The 19953-nt window shown below is 68.9% G+C and carries 16 protein-coding genes; 6 read left to right on the top strand and 10 right to left on the bottom strand.

Translation table 11 applies throughout. The features are described 5' to 3' along the window. Window positions 1-11 precede the first annotated feature (11 nt). The 10 genes from ACSQ3D_RS21635 to ahpC form a co-directional block, all read right to left on the bottom strand. Entirely contained in the window at window positions 12-1283 is a 1272-nt protein-coding gene (locus ACSQ3D_RS21635; RefSeq protein ID WP_436128275.1) for a TolC family protein, read from the bottom strand. Window positions 1284-1432: 149 nt separating this feature from the next. Beyond that, window positions 1433-1819 carry a hypothetical protein gene (locus ACSQ3D_RS21630; RefSeq protein WP_436128274.1) on the bottom strand — a complete coding sequence of 129 codons (387 nt, stop codon included), beginning with the start codon at window positions 1817-1819 and terminating at the stop codon, window positions 1433-1435. Between the two features lie 112 nt (window positions 1820-1931). Further along, the gene (locus tag ACSQ3D_RS21625; RefSeq protein ID WP_436128273.1) at window positions 1932-2744 is read right to left on the bottom strand and encodes a heme ABC transporter ATP-binding protein; all 813 of its coding nucleotides are present in this window, start codon (window positions 2742-2744) and stop codon (window positions 1932-1934) included. After that, on the bottom strand, window positions 2741-3814 hold the full coding sequence (locus tag ACSQ3D_RS21620; RefSeq protein WP_436128309.1) for a FecCD family ABC transporter permease: 1074 nt from the start codon (window positions 3812-3814) through the stop codon (window positions 2741-2743). The genes ACSQ3D_RS21625 and ACSQ3D_RS21620 overlap by 4 nt, the downstream gene beginning before the upstream one ends. Window positions 3815-3819: 5 nt before the next feature. Further along, entirely contained in the window at window positions 3820-4704 is an 885-nt protein-coding gene (locus tag ACSQ3D_RS21615) for a heme/hemin ABC transporter substrate-binding protein (RefSeq protein WP_436128272.1), read from the bottom strand. Next, window positions 4694-5833, bottom strand: coding sequence for a hemin-degrading factor (locus tag ACSQ3D_RS21610; protein ID WP_436128271.1), 1140 nt, complete (start codon window positions 5831-5833; stop codon window positions 4694-4696). Before ACSQ3D_RS21610 ends, ACSQ3D_RS21615 begins: the two co-directional genes overlap by 11 nt. Next, window positions 5830-6177, bottom strand: coding sequence for a hypothetical protein (locus tag ACSQ3D_RS21605; protein WP_056173802.1), 348 nt, complete (start codon window positions 6175-6177; stop codon window positions 5830-5832). The genes ACSQ3D_RS21610 and ACSQ3D_RS21605 overlap by 4 nt, the downstream gene beginning before the upstream one ends. Before the next feature lie 42 nt (window positions 6178-6219). Beyond that, complete coding sequence (locus ACSQ3D_RS21600) at window positions 6220-8481, bottom strand: TonB-dependent hemoglobin/transferrin/lactoferrin family receptor (RefSeq protein WP_436128270.1); 2262 nt, start codon at window positions 8479-8481, stop codon at window positions 6220-6222. Window positions 8482-8825: 344 nt separating this feature from the next. Next, window positions 8826-10442, bottom strand: coding sequence for an alkyl hydroperoxide reductase subunit F (gene ahpF / locus ACSQ3D_RS21595; RefSeq protein ID WP_436128269.1), 1617 nt, complete (start codon window positions 10440-10442; stop codon window positions 8826-8828). 211 nt (window positions 10443-10653) lie between these two features. Beyond that, window positions 10654-11229, bottom strand: coding sequence for an alkyl hydroperoxide reductase subunit C (ahpC, locus tag ACSQ3D_RS21590; RefSeq protein WP_056173794.1), 576 nt, complete (start codon window positions 11227-11229; stop codon window positions 10654-10656). Window positions 11230-11617: 388 nt separating this feature from the next. Here ahpC and bfr point away from each other — a divergent pair, with 388 nt between their 5' ends. The 6 genes from bfr to ACSQ3D_RS21560 all read left to right on the top strand — a co-directional run bounded on the left by bfr (window position 11618) and on the right by ACSQ3D_RS21560 (window position 19762). Next, window positions 11618-12094, top strand: coding sequence for a bacterioferritin (gene bfr, locus ACSQ3D_RS21585; protein ID WP_056173789.1), 477 nt, complete (start codon window positions 11618-11620; stop codon window positions 12092-12094). Between the two features lie 555 nt (window positions 12095-12649). Next, window positions 12650-12958 (top strand): hypothetical protein, encoded by a 309-nt coding sequence (locus tag ACSQ3D_RS21580; RefSeq protein ID WP_056173788.1) that lies wholly within the window; start codon window positions 12650-12652, stop codon window positions 12956-12958. Beyond that, on the top strand, window positions 12955-14793 hold the full coding sequence (locus ACSQ3D_RS21575) for a PepSY-associated TM helix domain-containing protein (RefSeq protein ID WP_436128268.1): 1839 nt from the start codon (window positions 12955-12957) through the stop codon (window positions 14791-14793). The genes ACSQ3D_RS21580 and ACSQ3D_RS21575 overlap by 4 nt, the downstream gene beginning before the upstream one ends. Window positions 14794-14796: 3 nt before the next feature. Next, window positions 14797-15129: a DUF3325 domain-containing protein gene (locus tag ACSQ3D_RS21570; protein WP_056411776.1), complete on the top strand. Its 333-nt coding sequence runs from the start codon at window positions 14797-14799 to the stop codon at window positions 15127-15129. Window positions 15130-15354: 225 nt separating this feature from the next. Beyond that, window positions 15355-17514, top strand: a complete 2160-nt coding sequence (locus ACSQ3D_RS21565) for a TonB-dependent receptor (protein ID WP_436128267.1) — start codon at window positions 15355-15357, stop codon at window positions 17512-17514. Window positions 17515-17632: 118 nt separating this feature from the next. Then, window positions 17633-19762 (top strand): TonB-dependent siderophore receptor, encoded by a 2130-nt coding sequence (locus tag ACSQ3D_RS21560; protein ID WP_436128266.1) that lies wholly within the window; start codon window positions 17633-17635, stop codon window positions 19760-19762. Window positions 19763-19953: the final 191 nt, after the last annotated feature.

Here is a 19953-nt window from a genome sequence, read left to right as displayed (position 1 = left end):
AGGCTTTGCGCTCACTGCGGCAACAGGCCCAGGGCCTGGCGAAGGGTGGAGACGGCGGCCGCGGCATCGATGCGGGCGCGTGCCCACTGGCGCTCGGCCTGCACGGCTTCGAGCTCCACGCGCAGGCGTGTGGGCCAGTCGGCCTCGCCCAGGCGAAAGGCCTTGTCGATGAAGCCGCGCGTGTCGCGGGCCAGCGCCGCATGGCGGGCCATGGCCTCGCGCTGGGCCTGGCTGGCCTTCACGCGGGCCGTGGCCGCGGCCAGGTCGGCGGCGAGGCGGTCCTGCTCGGCGCGGGCGCGCACTTCGGCATCGAGCGCGTCGGCTCGGGCCGCTGTCTCCTTGGCGCGCGCCCGGTCGCCGCCGCCCAGGGGTATGCGCACGCCGACCGTGAAGCTTTGGAGGTAGCGCTCGCCGGCCTGCTCGCGCCCGCGCGTGGCGGCCACGGTCAGCTCCGGGTTGGCACGGGTCTGCACAGCGGCCAGGTCGGCGGCGCGGCGCGCCACCGCGGCCTGGTCGTTCCAGTCCGCCACCGACGGGTGGTCGGCAGGCAGGCCGGCTGCTGGCAGCGCTTCGGCCTCGGGCTCGGCGCCGTCGGCCAGCACCACGCTGCCGCCCCATGCCGCCAGGGCTGCCTGTGCGACATCGCGTGCGCCCGTGGCCTCGGCCACCGCGGCCTCGGCCTGGGCCACGGCACTATCGGCCTGCGCCTGGTCGGCCCGCGACATGTCGCCGGCCTGAAAGCGCAGCGCCACGTCGGCCCTCAGGCGCTGCGCGTTCTGCAGCCGGTCCTGGGCCAGGCCCAGTTCTGCCTGCGCGCGCTGCAGGGTCCACCAGGCCTCGCGCACGGTGGCGGCCAGTTGCAGCTGCGCGGCCAGGCGGCGGCTTTCCACGGCCTTCATCTCGGCGTCGCCCAGCGCGGCCTTGCGCGCGCGCTCCCCGGGCAGCCACAGCGGCAGGGCCACGCCTACTTCGTACTCCCTGCTGCCCTGGTTGCTGCCGGGGCGGTCGCTCTTGCGGGACAGCTCCAGCGCCGCGGGCTCGGCCAAGAGGGACGATGCGCCGCTGCGCGCGGCCTGCGCCGACTCGCGCCGCAGCGCCGCGGACTGCGCCTCGGGCTGGCGTTCCCAGGCGCGCTCGAACAGTGATTTCAGGGTAAGTGGTGCTACTGCTGCCGGTTCAGCCGTTAATTGGGCTTGCGCACCGCCCACGGCCAGTGCGCACCCCAGCGCCACGGCGGCCAGCAGCGGCCGTGGCAGGTGGTTCTTGTTTGTCGTTCTTTGCATCCGATTCCTCTGCAGTGGCCCAGGGCCACGGGGTTGAAATCGGCGAGGCACGATGGCCGGCGCATGCGCTCGCGCGCAGGCACTGCAGCAGCCTGCAAGGGCCGCGTCACATCGTCAGGACAGGGGTTGCCCGCAACCCGCCTCGCCGCTCAGGCGAGGACGGACCACTTGGGGCGTTCGGGGCGGGTGAGCGGGGGATGGACCCAGGCCGGTGCCACCAGGGCGGCAGGCGCAGCGACCGCGACCACGATGGCCTGGCCATTGCTGCTCAGCGCCATGCCGCTGCCTGCGCCGTGGCAGGCATGGCAGTCCATGTCGGCCGTGGCGGCGGTGGCCAGTGCCTTGTGGTCAGGGGTCTCGCTGGCGGCGGACGGCTGCGCTTGCGCGGCCGGCGCATCACCGTGGTGATCGTGCGCATGGTGGCCGAAGTGCGATGCCTGCGGCGCCGTCTCGTGCTTGCAGTACGGCGATGCAGCCGCCCAGACGGACTGGAGCGGCATGAACAGCAGCAGGAAGACGAGGAGCAGGCGGCGCATGGTGTGCGCGCATTCTAGTGACAAGATGGCGCGGTGCAGCATCCGCCCACGCCCATGTCCCCACGCGGCCAAGGGCAAGGCTTGGAGGGATGACCGAACCGTCATCTGAGCATCATCCCGCTGCCACCAGAAACTGCGCCACGCCGTCGCTGGCGCGCACTTCGGAACACTCCACGCCCCACACGCGTGCAATCGCCGCGGCGTCCAGCGTCTGCTCCACGGGCCCCACATCACAGCGCCCCGCGCCCATCAGCACCACGTCGTGCGCGTACCGCAGCGCCAGGTTCAGGTCGTGCAGCACCGCGACCACGCCGATGCCCTGCTCCGCTGCCCAGCGGCGCACCAGGGCCATGGCCTGGTGCTGGTGCGCCAGGTCGAGCGCGGCGGTGGGTTCATCGAGCAGCAGCCAGCGCGTGGCGCCGTCGGGCCGGGGCTCCCAGATCTGCGCCAGGGCACGGGCCAGGTGGGCGCGGGCGCGCTCGCCACCCGACAGGGTGTTGACGCCGCGCTGCGCCAGGTGGGCCACGCCGGTGGCCTCCATCGCATCGCGGGCGATGCGCGCCTCGCTCCGGCTGGGCGACTGGCGGTGCGGAAAGCGCCCCATCTCCACGACCTCCTGCACCGTGAAGTCGAAGGCCACCGCCATCTCTTGCGGCAGCACGGCACGCAGGCGCGCCAGTTCCAATGCGCCCAACGCAGAGAGCGCCCTGCCCCCCAGGCTGACCGAGCCCGCGCGCGGCGCGCGCTGGCCCGACAGCATGGACAGCAGCGTCGACTTGCCTGCGCCGTTGGGCCCGAGGATGGCGGTGAATCGGCCGGGTGCCAGGCGTGCATGTACGGTGGCCAGCAAGGGCCGGCCAGGCAGTCCCACGCCCAATTGATCGCAGACGAGTTGGTCGCCGCGGAGAGCGCCGAGCCCACTCATACCTTGCTCCTGAATTGCCGCAGCATGGCCAGGAACAAGGGCACGCCGATAAAGGCCGTGAGCACGCCCAGCGGCAGCTCCGCCGGCTTGACGATGGTGCGCGCCACCACGTCGGCCGCCAGCACCAGCGCCGCACCCAGCAGGGCCGAGCCCGGCAGCACCACGCGATGGTCGGGCCCGGCCACCAGGCGCACCCAGTGCGGCGCCACCAGGCCGATGAAACCGATGATGCCCGTGGCGGCTGTCACCGCGCCCACCGCCAGCGCGGTGACCAGCACCGCCAGGCGCTTGGTGCGTTCCACCGGCACGCCCAGCAGCGCGGCCTGGGCCTCGCCCAGGGCAATCGCGTTGAGCGGGCGCGCGAGCGCCAGGCCCAGCCCGCAGGCCACGCCCACGATGGTGCCGACCAAGGCCACGGCGCTCCAGCGCGCCCCGCCCAGGCTGCCCAGCAGCCACATCTGGATGTTGCGCAGTTGCTCGTCGGTGGAGATGAAGTTGAGGTAGCCCAGCCCCGCCAGCGCCAGCGCGTTGACCGCCACGCCGGCCAGCAGCATCAGCCCCATGCGCGTGCCGCCATCGGCTTGCGCCAGGCCATAGATGAGCGCCGTGACCAGCAGGCCGCCGCCAAAGGCCATGCCCACCAGCGTCCAGCTGCCCAGCGTGCGCGGCAGGTCGGGCAGCCAGTGGCTGCCCAGCACGATGGTGAGCGCAGCGGCCAGCGCGGCCCCGCTGCTGACCCCGATCAGGCCCGGGTCGGCCAGCGGGTTGCGGAACAATCCCTGCATCAGCGCACCCGCCAGCCCCAGGCCTGCACCAGCCGCCACGCCCATCAACAACCGGGGCAGCCGGATGTTGATGAACACCAGATATTCAGGCGCCTGCTCGGCCGACGGCGCCGCGCCCAGGGCCTGCAGCAGCACCTGCCACAGCTGGGCTGGCGCAATGGCGTATGCGCCTTGCGTGCTGGCCCAGACAAAAGTCAGCACCACCAGCGCCGCGCCGATGGCCAACGCGGTGCGGGGCGACAGGCGCCCCACGTTCCAGCGCGCGCCGGGCTGCGCCAACGACATATCTGTCACGCCGTGATCGCCTGCGTGCGGGTGTGCAGCTCGCGCACGGCCCCGGGCAGGCGCGGGCCAAAGCCCAGCAGGTGGCTGGCCTCCATGGCGACCAGCGCCTTGCGGCGGAACGCGGGCGTGAGTGCAAGTTCAGGCCGCTGCCAGAAGGCTGTCTCGCCACCCAGCGCCTCGATACCCTGCGTGCTGTTGAGCAGCACCTCCGGCGCCGCGCTGGCCATGGCTTCGGCCGTGAGCGGCCGGTAGCCTGCGAACTGGGTGATGGCATTGGTCGCGCCCGCAAAGCGCATCAGCGCATCGGCCGCCGTGCCGGTGCCCGCCACCATGGGGCTGCCGCCGTGCGACAGGATGAAGATCGCGCGCGGGCGCCGCGACGACGCGGCCACCAGCTGTTGCACCGCTGCCCACTGCGCATCCAGGTCGGCCTGCAAGGCCTGCGCCTCGCGCTCGCGGCCGGCCACGCGGCCCACGGTGGCGACCTTGCGCTGCACTTCGTCCCAGGTGTGGTCGGCCTTGACCAGCTCCACCCGCACCCCGGCGCTGCGCACCTGGTCCAGAACCACCGGCGGGCCGGCCTCGGTGGTGCCCACCACGGCGTCGGGCCTGAGGGACAGCAGCCCCTCGGCCGAGAGCTGGCGCATGTAGCCGACCTTGGCAGTTTTGAGCGCGGCCTCGGGGAACAGGCTGGTGGTGTCGGTGCCCACCAGCTGGCCCTGCGCGCCCAGCAGGTAGACCACCTCGGTCAGCGCGCCGCCCAGCGAGACGATGCGCGCGGGGCTGGCCGCCAGTGCGCGCTCGGCACCCAGGGCGGACAGCAGTGGCAGCGCGCCCATGCCGCGCAGCAGCTGCCTGCGCGCGGTGTCGGTCAGGCCATCACGCAGCATGGGCCACCTCGTCCTGCCGCGCCTGCGGCAGCCGCGCCACCAGATCGCGCCAGCCCTGCAGCTCGGGCTTGCCGGGCTTGCGCGCGCCGAAGAACATGGCCATCAGCTCGCCCGCGTGGTCGAACGCCTCGACAGAGGTGACCACGCCATCGGCCGTGGGTTTTTCAACCACCCACACGCCGGCCACCATGTCGGTGCGCAGGTGCAGGTTGAAGCCCGCGTCCAGCACGTTGATCCACTGCGCGTGCGGCGTATCGAGCGGCTTGATGTTGCGCACCGGCCCGGTGTGGATCTGGATGCAGCCGCCGCTGCCCACGAACACCATGATGGGCAGGCCGTCCACCGCGGCCTCGTCCAGCAGGCGCGGCACGGCCTGGGGTGTGGCACGCCAGGCGAACTGGCCCTCGACCAGGCGAAAGCTTTGCTGGCGCTCCACGCCGAATTTCTTGGTGATGCCGAAGAATTCGTGCGTGTCTTTCATGGCACCCCAGGCCTCGCGCAGGCCGTCGGCGTCGACATCGGCATCGGGCCGCACCGCCTCCGGCGCGGGTGCCTTGCCGAACACGTAGCCGGCGCTCGGCTGTGCAAAGCGGCTCACCACCGCGTCGAACGCGGCCAGGTCGGTGGCATCGCGCGTGAAGATCTTGTGCACCGCGCGGCCCTGCGCGTTGTAGAACTGCAGGCTGCGCGACGGCGGCTTGGCCGGGTCGTTGGACAGCTCGGTCACCGCAAAGCCCGCATGCCACTGCGCAAAGAACAGGCGCAGGTCGATGTCTTCGCCCAGCGCAATGCCCACCGGCCCGGTGGCCGAGACGTGCGTGTACACGCCGGTCTTCTCGTGCACCGTGCCTTCGTTGCGCGTCAGCGCCATCAGGGGGCCGCAGGCTTCGAGCGCCTGCAGAAGGTGCAGCCACGAGCCCTGCAGCGGCACCACCTTGAGCGGGTGGTCGTGCTCGCCTGCGTGGGCAGCGACAGCGGCGCCTTCCGAGAGCCCGATGCTCTCGGCCGCATCCTTGGCGCGCTTGCCCGTGGCACGTGCAGCGGCGAATTGCGCGCGGATGTCCGGCGCAGCGATCGGCGCTGCCGCTGCCACTGGCGCACCTTGGGAGGTCGTCACGGCGGCGATCATTGCATGGCCTCCGGCGCGGTGTGCCACAGCACGCGGCGCTGCTCGGCGGCCACCATGGCGGCCGTGGCAGCGGTGTCCTGGCGGGCCTTGCACTGCTCTTCCCAGCGGCCTTGCAGGCTCCAGACCACCGTGCGGAAGTGTGCGGTGAAGCCGTCGGCATCGGCCAGCATCTGCAGGTTGGCCGATATCTTGCGGCCCATGGCGTCGCGGTGGCTGTCGCAGCAGGCCTGCACGTAGCCCGTCATCAGAGCGAGCGTGCCGGCCAGCAGCGCCTCTGCGCACGGCAGGCTGTATTCCTCATCGGTGTGGCTGCCGGCATCGGGCAGGTCGGGAGCGTGGCTCATGGTGGTCTCCTGGGGTGGGTGCCTGGGGGATGAAAGCGGAACTCAGAAATCGGCCACCAGCGACACGCGCACGGAGCGGCCGGGCTGGCTGTAGGCGTCGATGAAGTTGGCGTTGGCGGCCAGGCCGCGCACGTCGGCCCAGCGCCAGTGCTTCTTGTCGGTCAGGTTGTAGATGCCGAGGTTCAGGCGCAGGTCCTTGCGGATGCGCCACTGGCCCGACAGGTCGAGCACCGTGTACGACGGCGTGAGGTACTGCGTGCTGCCCGTGGCCAAAGCCACGTCGCTCGGCTTCTTGGCGGCGGCGTGGGTGGCATCCAGGCGCGCCATCCAGCCGCCGGTGTCGTAGCGCAGGCCGGCCGACAGGCGCGATGGGTCCACCGTATTCACCGGCCTGCCGGTGGCGGTGTCGCGCCCGCGCGTCTGGCCGTAGCTGAAGGGCGATGTCCATTGCCCGCCTGCCCACTGGCCCCAGCGCATGTCGCCCTTGACCTCGAAGCCGTTGAGCTTGACGCGGCCGATGTTGACCGACTGGAACACCAGCGGGTTGCCCGGCGCACCGGTGCCGCCGACCTGGCGCAGGTCTTCGATGAAGTCCTTGTAGCGGCCCGTGAACGCTGCAGCCTCGACCGACAGCGCGTCCAGCCGGCCGCGCACGCCCAGCTCGAAGTTCTGGCTCTTCTCGGGCTTGAGGTGGGCGTTGGGCACCGTGCGGTAGTTGCTGACCGGGTTCTCGAAGAAGGCGTTGACCTGGCCCGCGTTGGGCGCACGGAAGCCCGCCGCGTAGTTGCCGAACACGCTCCACTGCTCGCTGGCGCGGTACAGCACGCCGAACTTGGGCGAGGTGGCGTTGCCCGAGAGGGACACGGCCTGCGCGCCGAAGCCGGCCTGGTCGGCCTTGATGCGGAAGGTGTCGAAGCGCACGCCCGGGGTGATGCTCCAGGGGCCGGTCACGAACTCGTCCTGCACGTACAGCGCGGCGCTGGTCTCGGTGGTGTCCGGAAAGCGCTTGAGCGGGAAGGTCTCGCCCACCGGCGGGGTCACACCGGTCTGCAGGTTCTCGACCTTGGCGGACGTGTAGTCAAAACCGTAGGTGATCTTCTGCACCAGGCCGCCAGGGCCCGCGCGCAGCACCTTGCTGCCCTGCAGGTTGGCCTGCCAGGTGCGCTCGTCGTAGGTCACGTCGCGCACGCGGTCGGCAGCGGTGTTGCGGTCTTCGGTGACGTATTCGCGCGAATGCGAGTCCTGAAAACTCAGCGTTGCCTTCAGGTCGTCGGCCAGCGCCGAGTTCACGCGCCACGCGCCTTCCCACGTCGCGCGGCTGCGCTGCATGTCGGTGAACGAGGTGGAGCCCAGCACGGACGTGGCGGCCAGCGGCGGCTTGGAGCGTGCGGTCAGCAGCTCGTAGTCGGAGGTCTTGTCCACATGCTCCAGCGTGAACACATGGCGCTGGCCGCCGCCCGGCGTGAGGATGACCTTGCCCAGCAGCGCGCCGCTTTGGTCCTTTTGCGGATTGGGGCGGGTACGGTCGGCATTGGCCGCGCTGTTGGTGCCCATGTTGTCCAGTTCGCTGGCGCGCGTGACGTTGCCGCCCAGCAGCCACTGCACCGTGTCGCCCGCCTTGCCCGCCACCGTGGCGCCCACGCGCTTGCCGTGGTCGTCGCCGTCGTAGCCCAGGCTCACACGCCCGCCGATGCGCTTGTCGCCGTCGAGGAAGGCCGATGGTTCGGCCGTGATGAAGTTGACCAGGCCCGCCATGCCGTCCGACCCGTACAGCGCCGACGTGGCGCCACGCACGACCTCGATGCGCTGCAGCAGGCCGATGTCCAGGTAGTCGCGCCCGAAGGCATTGGCGCTGAAGACGTAGCTGCGCGGCAGGCGGATGCCGTCCACCATCATCAGCACGCGGTTGCCGTCCAGGCCGCGGATGTTGAAGCCAGCATTCTGCTCGCGCCCCGTGGATCCGCTGGCCAGCGTGAAGCGCGCGGGCGAGCGCGTGACCGACACGTTGGGCAGCTCGCGCGCCACATCGCGGATGTCGCGCACCTGGCCTTCTTCGATGGCCTGCGCGTTGATCACGTCGATGCTCATGGGCAGCTCGCCTGGGTCCTGCTCGCTGCGCGAGCCGCTGATGACGACCTCCTTGAGCGCCGGGCCGGCAGCGATGAGCTGCCCTGCACCCAGCGGGCCTGGCGTGCCCTGGGCCTGGGCGTTCCAGGCGGTGCAGAGCGCACAGGCCACGAGCCAGGCCACGGGGTGGAGGTTGAACGTGCGGGAGCGGAATGCGGATGCGGATGCGTGCGCCACGGGGGAGCCCTTCTTCTCTGGTCGGAGTCAATGACAGGAAGCTGGCTCTGCGCGCCCTCTCACCGCTCGGGTGCTGGCACGTCCGCTGGCAACGAAGCGGCTATTCTATATGAGAATAATTATCAATACACATGTTGCAAACTATTCCTTGTTGGCGGCTTGGGGTTTGCGGGCCCTCTCAGAGCGCAGCAGGTTGCGCCCGGGCTCCATCACTTGTTCGCACCATGAAAAAGGGAGCCCGTAGGCTCCCTGGATTTGCATGGCGACGACTGGCGATCTGCTATGCAATCAATAGCTGCTAGCGCTTATCCATCAAGCGGCAGCGGCCATTTTTATGCCTGTTGTCACACTGTTTCTGCCACCGCCGCGGCTGCGGGCGCCGCAGCCACAGGCTGGGCCACCACCGGCATGCGGATCAGGTGGTCGAACGCGCTCAGCGCGGCCTTGGACCCATCGCCCGCTGCGATCACGATCTGCTTGAACGGCACCGTCGTGCAGTCACCCGCCGCGAACACGCCGGGGATGTTGGTACGGCCGTGCGAGTCGACGATGACCTCGCCGAACTTGGACAGCTCCACCGTGCCCTTGAGCCATTCGGTGTTGGGCACGAGGCCGATCTGCACGAACACGCCTTCGAGCTGCACCAGGTGCTCCACATTGGTCGCGCGGTCCTTGTACTTGAGGCCATTGACCTTGCCGTCAGCGCCAGTGATCTCGGTGGTCTGCGCGTTGGTGTGGATGGTCACGTTGGTCAGGCTTTTCAGCTTGTTGACCAGCACGGCGTCGGCTTTCAGCTGGTCGGCAAACTCGATCAGCGTGACATGGGCCACGATGCCGGCCAGGTCGATGGCGGCCTCGACACCCGAGTTGCCGCCGCCGATGACCGACACGCGCTTGCCCTTGAACAGCGGGCCGTCGCAGTGCGGGCAGTAGGCCACGCCCTTGTTCTTGTACTCGGCTTCGCCGGGCACGTTGACATTGCGCCAGCGCGCGCCGGTGGACAGGATCACCGTCTTGGACTGCAGCGTGGCGCCATTGGCCAGCTTCACACCGATCAGGCCACCGGGCTCAGCCGCCGGGATCAGCTGGTCGGCGCGCTGCAGGTTCATGATGTCCACGTCGTAGGCACGGGTGTGGGCTTCGAGCGCGGCAGCGAACTTGGGTCCGTCGGTCTCCAGCACCGAGATGTAGTTCTCGATGGCGAGCGTGTCGTTGACCTGGCCTCCGAAGCGCTCGGCCGCCACGCCGGTGCGGATGCCCTTGCGGGCGGCGTACACCGCGGCTGCGGCGCCGGCAGGGCCGCCGCCGACGATGAGCACGTCGTACGGTGCCTTGGCCGACAGCTTGGCCGCGTCACGGGCGGCGGCGCCGGTGTCGAGCTTGGCGACGATCTCTTCGACCGACATGCGGCCGGACGCAAACACCTGGCCGTTCATGAACACCATGGGCACGGCCATGATCTCGCGGTCGGCCACTTCCTGCTGGAAGGCGCCGCCTTCGATCACGGTGGTCTTGATCTTGGGGTTGACGATGGCCATGAGCGACAGCGCCTGCACCACGTCCGGGCAGTTGTGGCAGGTCAGGCTCATGTAGACGTCGAAGCTGAAGTCACCGTCGAGCGCGGCGATCTGCTCGATCACCTCGGGCTCGATCTTGGGCGGGTGGCCGCCGGTCCACAGCAGGGCCAGCACCAGCGAGGTGAACTCGTGGCCCAGGGGCAGGCCGGCAAAGCGCAGGCTGTTGGTGGCGCCCACGCGCTGCAGGGTAAACGACGGCTTGCGGGCATCGTTGCCGTCGGTGCGCAGCGTGATCTTGTCGCTGCGCAGGGACTGGATGGTCGTCAGCAGCTCCAGCATGTCGCGGGCGGTCTCGCTGTCGTCCAGGGACGCCACCAGTTCGAACGGCTGCTGCACGCGCTCCAGGTAGGCGGAAAGCTGGGTTTTGAGTTGTTCGTCGAGCATGGTGGTGTCCTTTGCTTTGAGTTCTTGGGTGGTCGTCTATCTAGGGTGTGGCAAACACTGGCGTTTGCAATGCCTGTCGCCGCGGCCCGCATAAAAAGTACGAGCGAAAAGTACGGGCGAAAAAAAGCCGGACGGCATGGCGCACACGCGCCATGACGCTGTCCGGCTCAGGAGCGCCCGGGCTGGGGCGCTCTGCCGAATCGGTGGCGGCTTAGATCTTGCCGACCAGGTCCAGCGATGGGGCCAGGGTCTTGGCGCCTTCGTTCCACTTGGCGGGGCACACCTGGCCGGGGTTGGCGGCGGTGTACTGGGCAGCCTTGAGCTTGCGCACGGTTTCCTTGACGTCGCGGGCGATTTCGTTGGAGTGGATTTCGGCCGTCTTGATCACGCCATCGGGGTTGATCACGAAGGTGCCGCGCAGTGCCAGGCCTTCTTCAGGGATGTGCACGCCGAAAGCGTTGGTCAGCTGGTGCGTTGGGTCGCCGACCAGGGGGAACTTGGCCTTGCCCACGGCGGGGGAGGTTTCGTGCCATACCTTGTGCGAGAAATGCGTGTCGGTGGTGACGATGTAGACCTCGGTGCCAGCCTTCTGGAACTCTGGGTAGTTGTCGGCAGCGTCTTCGATTTCGGTGGGGCAGTTGAAGGTGAAGGCTGCAGGCATGAAGATCAGCACAGACCATTTGCCCTTCAGGTCGGCTTCGGTCAGATCGATGAATTCACCCTTGCCGTTGCGGTTGACGAAGGCGGTGGTCTTGAAGGGCTGAACTGCGGTGTTGATCAGGGACATTGCTGTTTCCTTAATGGTGGGTTGAGTGAACAAGGCTGAAGTCTAGGCCCATCGAGCCCATGAATCCAATTAATTGATTGCATGGAATCAATTGCCTGTGACTATACAGAGTCGGCATTGCAGCATCATGAAAATCCGATGGCCCCACCCGCCCGGGTGCGCGCGCTGGAGCATCGACCTGTAGATTGCGACAGACCCCGGGTTGGATGCACGCCCGGCACCAGCGACAGCCTGGGCTCCGCTGCGTGACCATGCTTTTGGCCCTGCAGATGCGAACACAACTCAGCATCACACGCAGACAGAGCGAAGACACAGGGGTTTGGCTTGCGGTGTTTGATCGAGGTCACGACAATCGGCCCCGAATCCACAGAACACACAAGGAGTCCCCATGAAAGGTGACGCACAGGTCATTGGCCATCTGCAGGCCCAGCTGAAGAACGAACTCACGGCCATCAACCAGTACTTCCTGCACTACCGCATGCTCAAGCACTGGGGCTTCGACAAGCTAGCCAAGAAGGAATATTCGGAATCCATCGGCGAGATGAAGCATGCCGACTGGCTCATGGACCGCATCTTCACGCTCGACGGCCTGCCCAACCTGCAGGACCTCGCCAAGCTCCAGGTCGGCGAAGACGTGCCGGAGATCCTGGCCTGCGACCTGCGCTCCGAACAAGGCGCCCAGGCGACGATCAAGGAAGGCATCGCCCACTGCGAAACGGTACGCGACTATGTCTCCCGCGACCTGCTGCAAAAGATCCTGGACGACACGGAAGAGCACATCGACTTCCTGGAAACCCAGATCGACCTGATCGACAAGGTCGGCCTGCAAAACTACCTGCAATCCCAGATGGGCGAGGCAGAGTAAGCAAGACCGCAAAGACTTCAGTTTCTCAGAGCGCTCCACGAAAAAAGCAAAGAAGAAATCAGGAAAACGGGCTTCGGCCCGTTTTTTTGTGCCCGTTTCAACGGCACCAGTGGCAGACGTCACCCGCGCAACGTGGAGGTGGACTTGGGCTGCGCCCGGCGCCCAGCTCGTCACAGAATGTTGCAACCGCACATCAAGACGGCAAAAGTCTGGATTCAATGAATGCGAATGCTTCTCAACAAAAGTAGAATGCGTTCTTACGACCAGCGTTGACCCCTGCGACGCCCGCCTGACGCTCAGGCCATGGGCCACCAGCGATCGCCGCACGCTGGCCTGAATCTCCTGAACACCAGCCAGCCAGCCAGTCAGCCGGGGCCTTGCCGCCCCGCCGCTGCAGCCAGCGTTTGACCGTTTTCGCCTGCAAACCTGCCTGGAGCCATCCCTGATGCTGCGCCGCACCGCCAGCCCCTGCCTGCCCGGGGCCTCCCCTTCGTCGCCTTCGTCCCCACCGATGGGATCACCGCTGGCCCGCTGCCGACCTGCGGCAGGCACGCCATGAAGGCCGCGCGCGTCGATTGGCGCTACCGGCTGGCCATCACCTCTCGCGCCGTGGCGGCCATTGGCGGCGGCTATGCGCTGGCGGCGGGGTTCGCGGCTGCGTTGTCGCTGGGGCTGGCGCAGTTCATGCCGCGGGTGGAAGCCGTGCTCACCGCCACCATGCTGGCCTGGCTGGCCTACGCCATGGCCGCGGGCTGGGCGTTCTATGCCCGCACCGCTTTGGGTGCCTGGGCGGGCACGCTGCTGCCGGCGCTGGTACTGGGTGCCTGCGCCATGGCGCCGCAATGGATGAAGGCCGCCGCATGAACACCACCACACTGACACCCGACGCGTCCGCAGACATTGCAGCGGGCACGCCCACGGCGGCTACTGTGAACGCCAAGGCCAAAGCCGCCAGGACACCCAACGACCGCGAGGGCTTTCGCCAAGCGATGTCGTGGCTGCACACCTGGGCCGGGCTGATCCTGGGCTGGCTGCTGTTCGCGATCTTCCTCACCGGCACGCTGTCGTTCTTCAAGAACGAGTTCAACCTGTGGATGCGCCCCGAGATGCACGGCCTGCCCGCGGCGGATGCGCAGGTGGCCCAGAAGTCGCTCGATGCCCTGGTGCGCAAGTCGCCAGAGGTCACGCAGTGGATCATGCACTTGCCCGACGAGCGCGACCCCGCCGTCAACCTGCTGTGGCGCGGCACCGGCAATGGCCGGTTCGAGACGCTGCGCATGAACCCGCAGACCGGCGAGGCCATCGAGGCGCGCCAGACCATGGGCGGCGACTTCTTCTACCGCTTCCACTTCGAGCTGCGCACGGCCCAGAAGGGCCGCTGGACCCTCGAAGGCCGCTGGGTGGTGGGCGTGGCGACGATGCTGATGTTCGTCGCGCTGATCACGGGTGTGATCACGCACCGCCGCATCTTCAAGGACTTCTTCACCTTCCGCCCCACCAAGGGCGGGCAGCGCGCCTGGCTGGATGCGCACAACGTCACCGGCGTGCTGGTGCTGCCGTTCTACCTGATGATCACCTTCAGCGGGCTGATGATCTTCCACACGCTGTACATGCCCGCCGGCATCGCCACCACGTACAAGAATGAGAAGGGCGTGGACTCCAACGCGTACTTTGCCGACCTGCAGGGCGAGAAGGCCGAAAGCCGACCCCGCCGTGGCGCAAACGACAAGGTGGAGCCCCTGCCCGCCATCGCGCTGCAGCCCATCCTGACCGAAGCACGCACCCGCTGGGACGGCGGGCGCATCGGCAGCCTGCAGGCGCGCCGCGATGCCAAGGGCCGCGCCGTGGTCGAGGTCACGCGCCACGAGGGCGACCGCCTGCAGTACCGGCCGCCGCGCCTGTTGTTCGACGCCACCACCGGCCAGTGGCTGGACCAGGCCGACCCCACCGGCCCCGCCGCCAAGACCTATGGCGTGCTGTACGGGCTGCACCTGGCGCGCTTTGCCGACGTGGGCATGCGCTGGGCCCTGTTCGGCTTTGGCGTGCTGGGCAGCCTGATGATCGCCACGGGCATGGTGCTGTGGACGGTCAAGCGCAGCGCCCTGTCGCAAACCAAAGCCGGCCGCCAGGGCGCAGCCACCGCTGCAGCGCGCACCAAGGCGCCCTTTGGCGAGCGCCTGGTGGCCGCCATCAACATCGCCACGCTCGCGGGCCTGCCGCTGGCCTGCGGCGTGTACGTGGCCTCCAACCGCCTGATCCCCGTGGGCATCGAGGGCCGGGCCGATACCGAGCTGGCCTGGTTCTTCAGCGCCTGGGGCGTCGCGCTGCTGTGGGCGCTGGCGTGCGCCGTGGTGCGGCCGAGCCGCATGGGCTGGTCGGTACCGCTGGGTGCTGCGGGTGCCGTGTGGACGGCCCTGCCGCTGATCAATGCGCTGACCACCCACACCCACCTGGGCGTCACGCTGCCCGCGGGCGAATGGATCTGGGCCAGCATGGACCTGTCGTTCCTGGCCACGGGCCTGCTGCTGTGCTGGCTGTCCTGGCGGCTGCGCCCGGGGCGCGTGCCCAAGGGCCGGGCGGCGGTGTCCCAGGCACCGCGCCACGCCGCAACCGCCAACGCAACCGCCCACGCATCGGCCCCGCAGCCCGCGGCACCGGCGCTGTCGGCCACGCCCGACGTCTCCACGACGGGAGCCTGATCCATGTCCGCTTTTCTGCTGTGTTTTGCCGCATGGTCGGCCATCGCGCTGGGCATGGACCGCCACCACGAAGACGCGCTGGGCCGCGAGGGCACAGCGCGGCGCCAGATGCACCTGCGCCGCGCCGGCTGGCTGGTGCTGGCGCTCTCGCTGTGGCTGGCGGCGCGGCCGTCGGGCGAGGTGCCTGCATCGCTGGGCGTGACGGCCTGGACGGTCGCCCTGTCGGTCGCGGCCCTGGCGGTGACCGCCATGGTGACCTGGCAGCCGCGGCGCACACCGGTCGCGGCCGGCGTCGCGCTGGCTGCCGGGCTGCTGGCGTGGGCCGGCGGCTGGTGATGGCGCCCAGCGCCGCACGGGCTGGCTGAACGCCGCTGCGGCGCAGCGGCAGCGCTGCGCACGCCCGGGCCACACCGCGTCCTGCCCCCTGCCCCGTCCACCCCAACGCATTCGTTTCGCTTCACCGCTTCGCACACCTCCCAGCCAGGGCCGACCACCGGCCCGCGCCAGGCCCGGTGTGCGGGTTGTCTTCACCTGCGCTGCGCACATACCAAAGGAAAAACCATGCACGCATTCCGCCAGTCCCACACGCTCAGGCCCCTGTCGACCGCCCTGCTCGCCGCGCTTTGCAGCGCTGCGTGGGCGCAGCAGAGCCCGCCGGCCAGCGCACCGCAGACGCTGGGTGAGGTCACGGTGCAGTCCACCACGGGCGACGACGGCTACTCGCCCGCCGCCAGCACCTCGGCCACCAAGGGCAGCGCGCCGCTGCGCGACGTGCCCCAGGCCGTGAACGTGGTGCCCGAGCAGCTCATGCGCGACCAGGGCGCGCGGTCGATGGAAGACGTGCTGCGCAACGTGCCCGGCGTGGCCATGAGCCACGGCGACGGCCAGCGCGACCAGGTGGTGATCCGCGGCTTCACGGCCATCGCCGACCAGTTTGTCGACGGCGTGCGCGACGATGCGCTGTACTTCCGCGACCTGGCCGACATCGAGCGGGTGGAAGTCCTCAAGGGCCCCGCCGCCGTGCTGTACGGGCGCGGATCGTCGGGCGGCCTGATCAACCGCGTGACCAAGAAGCCCAGGTTCGGCGAGACCTCGGGCGAGGCGTCGCTGGGCCTGGGCAGCTTCGATTACCGCCGCGCCACGGCCGATGTGAATGTGGGCATCAGCGACACCGCGGCCTTTCGCATCAACGCCGCGGTGGAGGACTCGGGCAGCTACCGCGACCAGCAGTTCGTCAAGCGCCACAACTTCGCGCCGTCGCTTGCGCTCAAGCTCGCGGCGCAGACCGACCTGCTGCTGCAGTACACCAACGCCCGCGACCAGCGCCTGACGGACTTCGGCATTCCGGCGCTCAACGGCCGGCCCGTCAACGTGTCGCCGCGCACGTACTACGGCTCCAGCAACGCCGCGCAGGACGACACCACCACCAGCACCATGCAATCGTTCGCGGCCACGCTGAACCACCGCTTCAACGACGACTGGTCGGTGCGCAACGTCACGCGCATGTACGACTACGCGCTGGACCGCTACAACACCCTGCCCGGCGGCACCACCGACCCGGTGAACCTGACCGTGGGCCGCACGCGCTCGTTCGTCCTGCGCGACGAAAAAGGCTTCTTCAACCAGACCGACGTCACCTGGCGCAACCGGCTGGGCGGCTTCCAGCAGGAATGGCTGATGGGCGTGGAGCTTGGCCAGCAAAAGAAGCGCGCCGAGTCCGTCTCGGGCGGCGCCGACCGCGTGCCGATCTTCAACCCCGGCAACCGCCCCGCCCCCGCCATCCCGGCCGCCAGCTTTGCGGCCGACGGCGCCATCCCCAGCCACACCACGCAGGACACGGCCGCGCTGTACTGGCAAAACCAGATCACGCTGGCGTCCCAGTGGAAGGCGCTGGTGGGCGCCCGCTACGACGTGTTCGGGCAGGAGACCACGTTCGACCGCAAGCTCGCGGGCCTGTCGCGCACCGACAAGAAGTTCAGCCCCCGCGCGGGCCTGGTGTGGCAGCCCAGCGAGGCGCTGTCGTACTACGTGTCGTACAGCAAGTCGTTCCAGCCCTCGGCCGAAACCTTTGCGCTGGCCGCCAACAACTCCGGCGCCGAGCCCGAGATCACCGAGAACAAGGAGATCGGCGTGAAGCTCGACGTGCTGGACGGCCGGCTGAACTTCACCGGCGCGCTCTTCAACCTTGAGCGCACCAACATCAAGAACACCGACCCGACCAACCCGTCGCGCCAGATCAACGTGGGCACGCAGCGCACCAACGGCCTGGAGCTGACCGCCAATGGCCGCCTGCCCGACCGCTGGGACGTGAGCGCCGGGTACGCATGGCTGGATGGCCGCATGACCCGGTCGCTGGCCACCACGGGCTCGCTGCAGTTGCCCACAGCGGCCATCGCCGCACAGGGCAAGGTGGCTGCACTCACGCCGCGCAACTCCGCGTTCCTGTGGGCCATGAAGGACCTGGGCCACGGCCTGCGCGCGGGCGGCGGCGTGAACTACGTGGGTGCGCGCTTCACCTCGCTGACCAACCTGGTCACCCTGCCCGGCTACACCACGCTCGACGCGGCGCTGCAGTACACGCTGGGCCAGTGGGACCTGGACGTGAACATCAAGAACCTGGCCAACCGCAAGTACTACGTGTCCGCCCACGGCAGCAACGACAACCTGATCCTGCCCGGCTCGCCCCGCGCACTGCAGGTGACGCTGCGCACGCGGTTCTGACCCGCCAGGCCATCTGCCTGCTGCGAATTTTCAATGGAAATGACTGCTACCGCTTGATAGACAAGCGGTAGCAGCTACCAAAACCATAGCGTTTTACACACCGAGGAGGAGAAGCACCATGCGCATGCACCCATTGGCCCTGGCGGCCTCGCTGCTGGCCACGCTGGCCACAGCCCAGGCCCAGGCCCAGACCACCGCCACCACTGCCGCCACCGCCGCCCTGCCCGAGGTCAAGGTGACCGACGGCGCGGACGGCGCCACCACCGAGGGCAGCGGCCAGTACACCGCCCGCGAAGTCAGCGTGGGCAAGCTGCAGCAGACGCCGCGCGAGACGCCCCAGTCCATCAGCGTGGTCACGCGCCAGCAGCTTGACGACCGCAACCTGACCAAGGTCGAGGACGCCATCAAGCTGAGCACCGGCATGACCATCACGCGGCTGGACGGCGCGGGCAACTACAACTCGTTCCAGTCGCGCGGGTTCGATCTGGGCGCGATCCAGCTCGACGGCGTGCCCATTCCGCAAGGCAACTACAGCACGCTCGATACGGCCATGTACGACCGCATCGAAGTGCTGCGCGGCCCGGCCGGCCTGCTGCAGGGCGCGAGCGAGCCCGGCGGCACGGTGAACCTGGTGCGCAAGCGCGCCCCGGCCAAGCTGGCCATCGGCGCCGATGCGGCGGTGGGCTCGTTCGGCCTGCGCCGGGGCACGGTGGACGTGGGCGGCGGCCTGAACGCCGAAGGCACGATCCGCGCGCGCGCCGTGGCCGTGGTGGAAGACCGTGACAGCCACATCGACACGCTGTTCAACAACAAGCGCCTGGGCTACGGCACGCTGGAATGGGACATCGCCCCGTCCACCACCGTGTCGGTGGGGGCTGCGCAGCAGCGCGTGCGCGCCGCCATCGACCAGGGCCTGCCCACCTATGCCGACGGCCGCCTGGCCGACCTGCCCCGCAGTTCCTTTGCAGGCCTGCGTGCCAACCGGCAGGACCTGGAGACCACCGACGTCTTCGCGGAGCTGGAGCACCGCCTGGCCGGCGGCGGCGTGGTGCGCCTGTCCGCGCGGGACATCGACCGCACCGCGTTCTACCGCTCAGCCCGCGCCAACAGCGCCCTGGCCGCCAACGGAAGCTTCACCATGGAGACGGTGGACGGCGACTTCCACGTGCGCACCCGCAACTACGACGCCTTCCTGGCCACGCCGGTGCAGGTGGCAGGCCGCACCCACAAGCTGCTGGTGGGCGCGAGCCACAACGAGGGCAAGACCTGGGACGGCAACTACGCCTACGGCCAGCCCCGGCCCTTCAATTTGCTGCGGCCCAACTACGACCTGGCCTATCCCGACATCCCGCTGCCGGGCTTCACCTCCCTCATCACCCGCCGCGAGAACGCGCTGTACGGCCAGGCCCAGGTCAGCCTGGCCGACACCGTCAAGCTGCTCGCAGGCGGGCGCCTGTCGTGGGCGGAGGTGGTGACGCGCAGCACCAGCACCGGCGCAGTCACCGCCGCCGCAGACCCCGGCCGCCAGTTCGTGCCGTCGCTGGCGCTGATGTGGGACTTCCACCCGCAGTACACCGCCTACGCCAGCTACGCCGAGACCTTCGTCGTGCAAAGCCAGCTCACCACCGCCAAGCAGCTGATCGAGCCGCGCACGGGCAAGCAGGTCGAACTGGGGGTGAAGGGCGAGTTCCTGCAAAAGCGCCTGCAGGCCCATGCAGCGCTCTTTCGCATCATCGACGAGAACCGCGCCATCCCCGACCCGGTGGTGACCAACGCATCGATCGCCGGCGGCAAGGTCCGCGCGCAGGGCTTCGAGGCCGAGGTCAGCGGCCAGCCGCAGCCCGGCTGGGACCTCGTGGCGGGCTACGCCTACAACGACACCCGCTACCTCAAGGCCCCCGTGGCCCAGCAGGGCCAGGTGTTCAGCCCCATCACCCCGCGCCACAGCGTGAACCTGTTCACCCGCTACGCCTTCACCCACCCCGCCCTGCGCGGCTTCAGCGTGGGCGGCGGCATGTCGTGGCGCAGCGAGTTCTTCGCGCAAAGCGGCGCGTTGCGCATCAACGCACCGGGCTACGCAGTGTTCAACGCGCAGGTGGGCTACCAGATCAACGACCACCTGTCGGTGAACCTGTCGGTGGACAACCTGCTGGACAAGACCTACTACGAAAAGGTGTCGGGCGTCAGCCGCCAGAACTTCTATGGCGAGCCCCGGCGGGTGACGGTGGCGCTGAAGGCGCGATATTAAGCGCCAGAGAAAGGCCAAACCCTCCCGACACTCTCCGCAATGGTCGGAAAGGGAGCGGCCTGCTAGGCCCGCCCCGCGCGAGTGCGTTCGCCACCGATCCGAAGCAGTGCAGTTGACTGGCTCCGCCGCCATGTACGACTGCCTGTTGTTGCAGCCGATCCATTCTGCGATTCAGATGCCGTCAACGAGCG

Origin of the sequence: Acidovorax sp. LjRoot117 (assembly GCF_964252695.1) — a bacterium.
Taxonomy (GTDB): Bacteria; Pseudomonadota; Gammaproteobacteria; order Burkholderiales; family Burkholderiaceae_C; genus Acidovorax.
This window is presented reverse-complemented; position numbering and strand designations above follow the sequence as displayed.

Excerpts from the sequence above, each read along its gene's own strand:
- ACSQ3D_RS21635 (WP_436128275.1), bottom strand. The coding sequence starts at position 1,283 with ATGCAAAGAACGACAAACAAGAACCACCTGCCACGGCCGCTGCTGGCC.
- ACSQ3D_RS21630 (WP_436128274.1), bottom strand. The coding sequence starts at position 1,819 with ATGCGCCGCCTGCTCCTCGTCTTCCTGCTGCTGTTCATGCCGCTCCAG.
- ACSQ3D_RS21625 (WP_436128273.1), bottom strand. The coding sequence starts at position 2,744 with ATGAGTGGGCTCGGCGCTCTCCGCGGCGACCAACTCGTCTGCGATCAA.
- ACSQ3D_RS21620 (WP_436128309.1), bottom strand. The coding sequence starts at position 3,814 with ATGTCGTTGGCGCAGCCCGGCGCGCGCTGGAACGTGGGGCGCCTGTCG.
- ACSQ3D_RS21615 (WP_436128272.1), bottom strand. The coding sequence starts at position 4,704 with ATGCTGCGTGATGGCCTGACCGACACCGCGCGCAGGCAGCTGCTGCGC.
- ACSQ3D_RS21610 (WP_436128271.1), bottom strand. The coding sequence starts at position 5,833 with ATGATCGCCGCCGTGACGACCTCCCAAGGTGCGCCAGTGGCAGCGGCA.
- ACSQ3D_RS21605 (WP_056173802.1), bottom strand. The coding sequence starts at position 6,177 with ATGAGCCACGCTCCCGACCTGCCCGATGCCGGCAGCCACACCGATGAG.
- ahpF (WP_436128269.1), bottom strand. The coding sequence starts at position 10,442 with ATGCTCGACGAACAACTCAAAACCCAGCTTTCCGCCTACCTGGAGCGC.
- ahpC (WP_056173794.1), bottom strand. The coding sequence starts at position 11,229 with ATGTCCCTGATCAACACCGCAGTTCAGCCCTTCAAGACCACCGCCTTC.
- bfr (WP_056173789.1), top strand. The coding sequence starts at position 11,618 with ATGAAAGGTGACGCACAGGTCATTGGCCATCTGCAGGCCCAGCTGAAG.
- ACSQ3D_RS21580 (WP_056173788.1), top strand. The coding sequence starts at position 12,650 with ATGAAGGCCGCGCGCGTCGATTGGCGCTACCGGCTGGCCATCACCTCT.
- ACSQ3D_RS21575 (WP_436128268.1), top strand. The coding sequence starts at position 12,955 with ATGAACACCACCACACTGACACCCGACGCGTCCGCAGACATTGCAGCG.
- ACSQ3D_RS21570 (WP_056411776.1), top strand. The coding sequence starts at position 14,797 with ATGTCCGCTTTTCTGCTGTGTTTTGCCGCATGGTCGGCCATCGCGCTG.
- ACSQ3D_RS21565 (WP_436128267.1), top strand. The coding sequence starts at position 15,355 with ATGCACGCATTCCGCCAGTCCCACACGCTCAGGCCCCTGTCGACCGCC.
- ACSQ3D_RS21560 (WP_436128266.1), top strand. The coding sequence starts at position 17,633 with ATGCGCATGCACCCATTGGCCCTGGCGGCCTCGCTGCTGGCCACGCTG.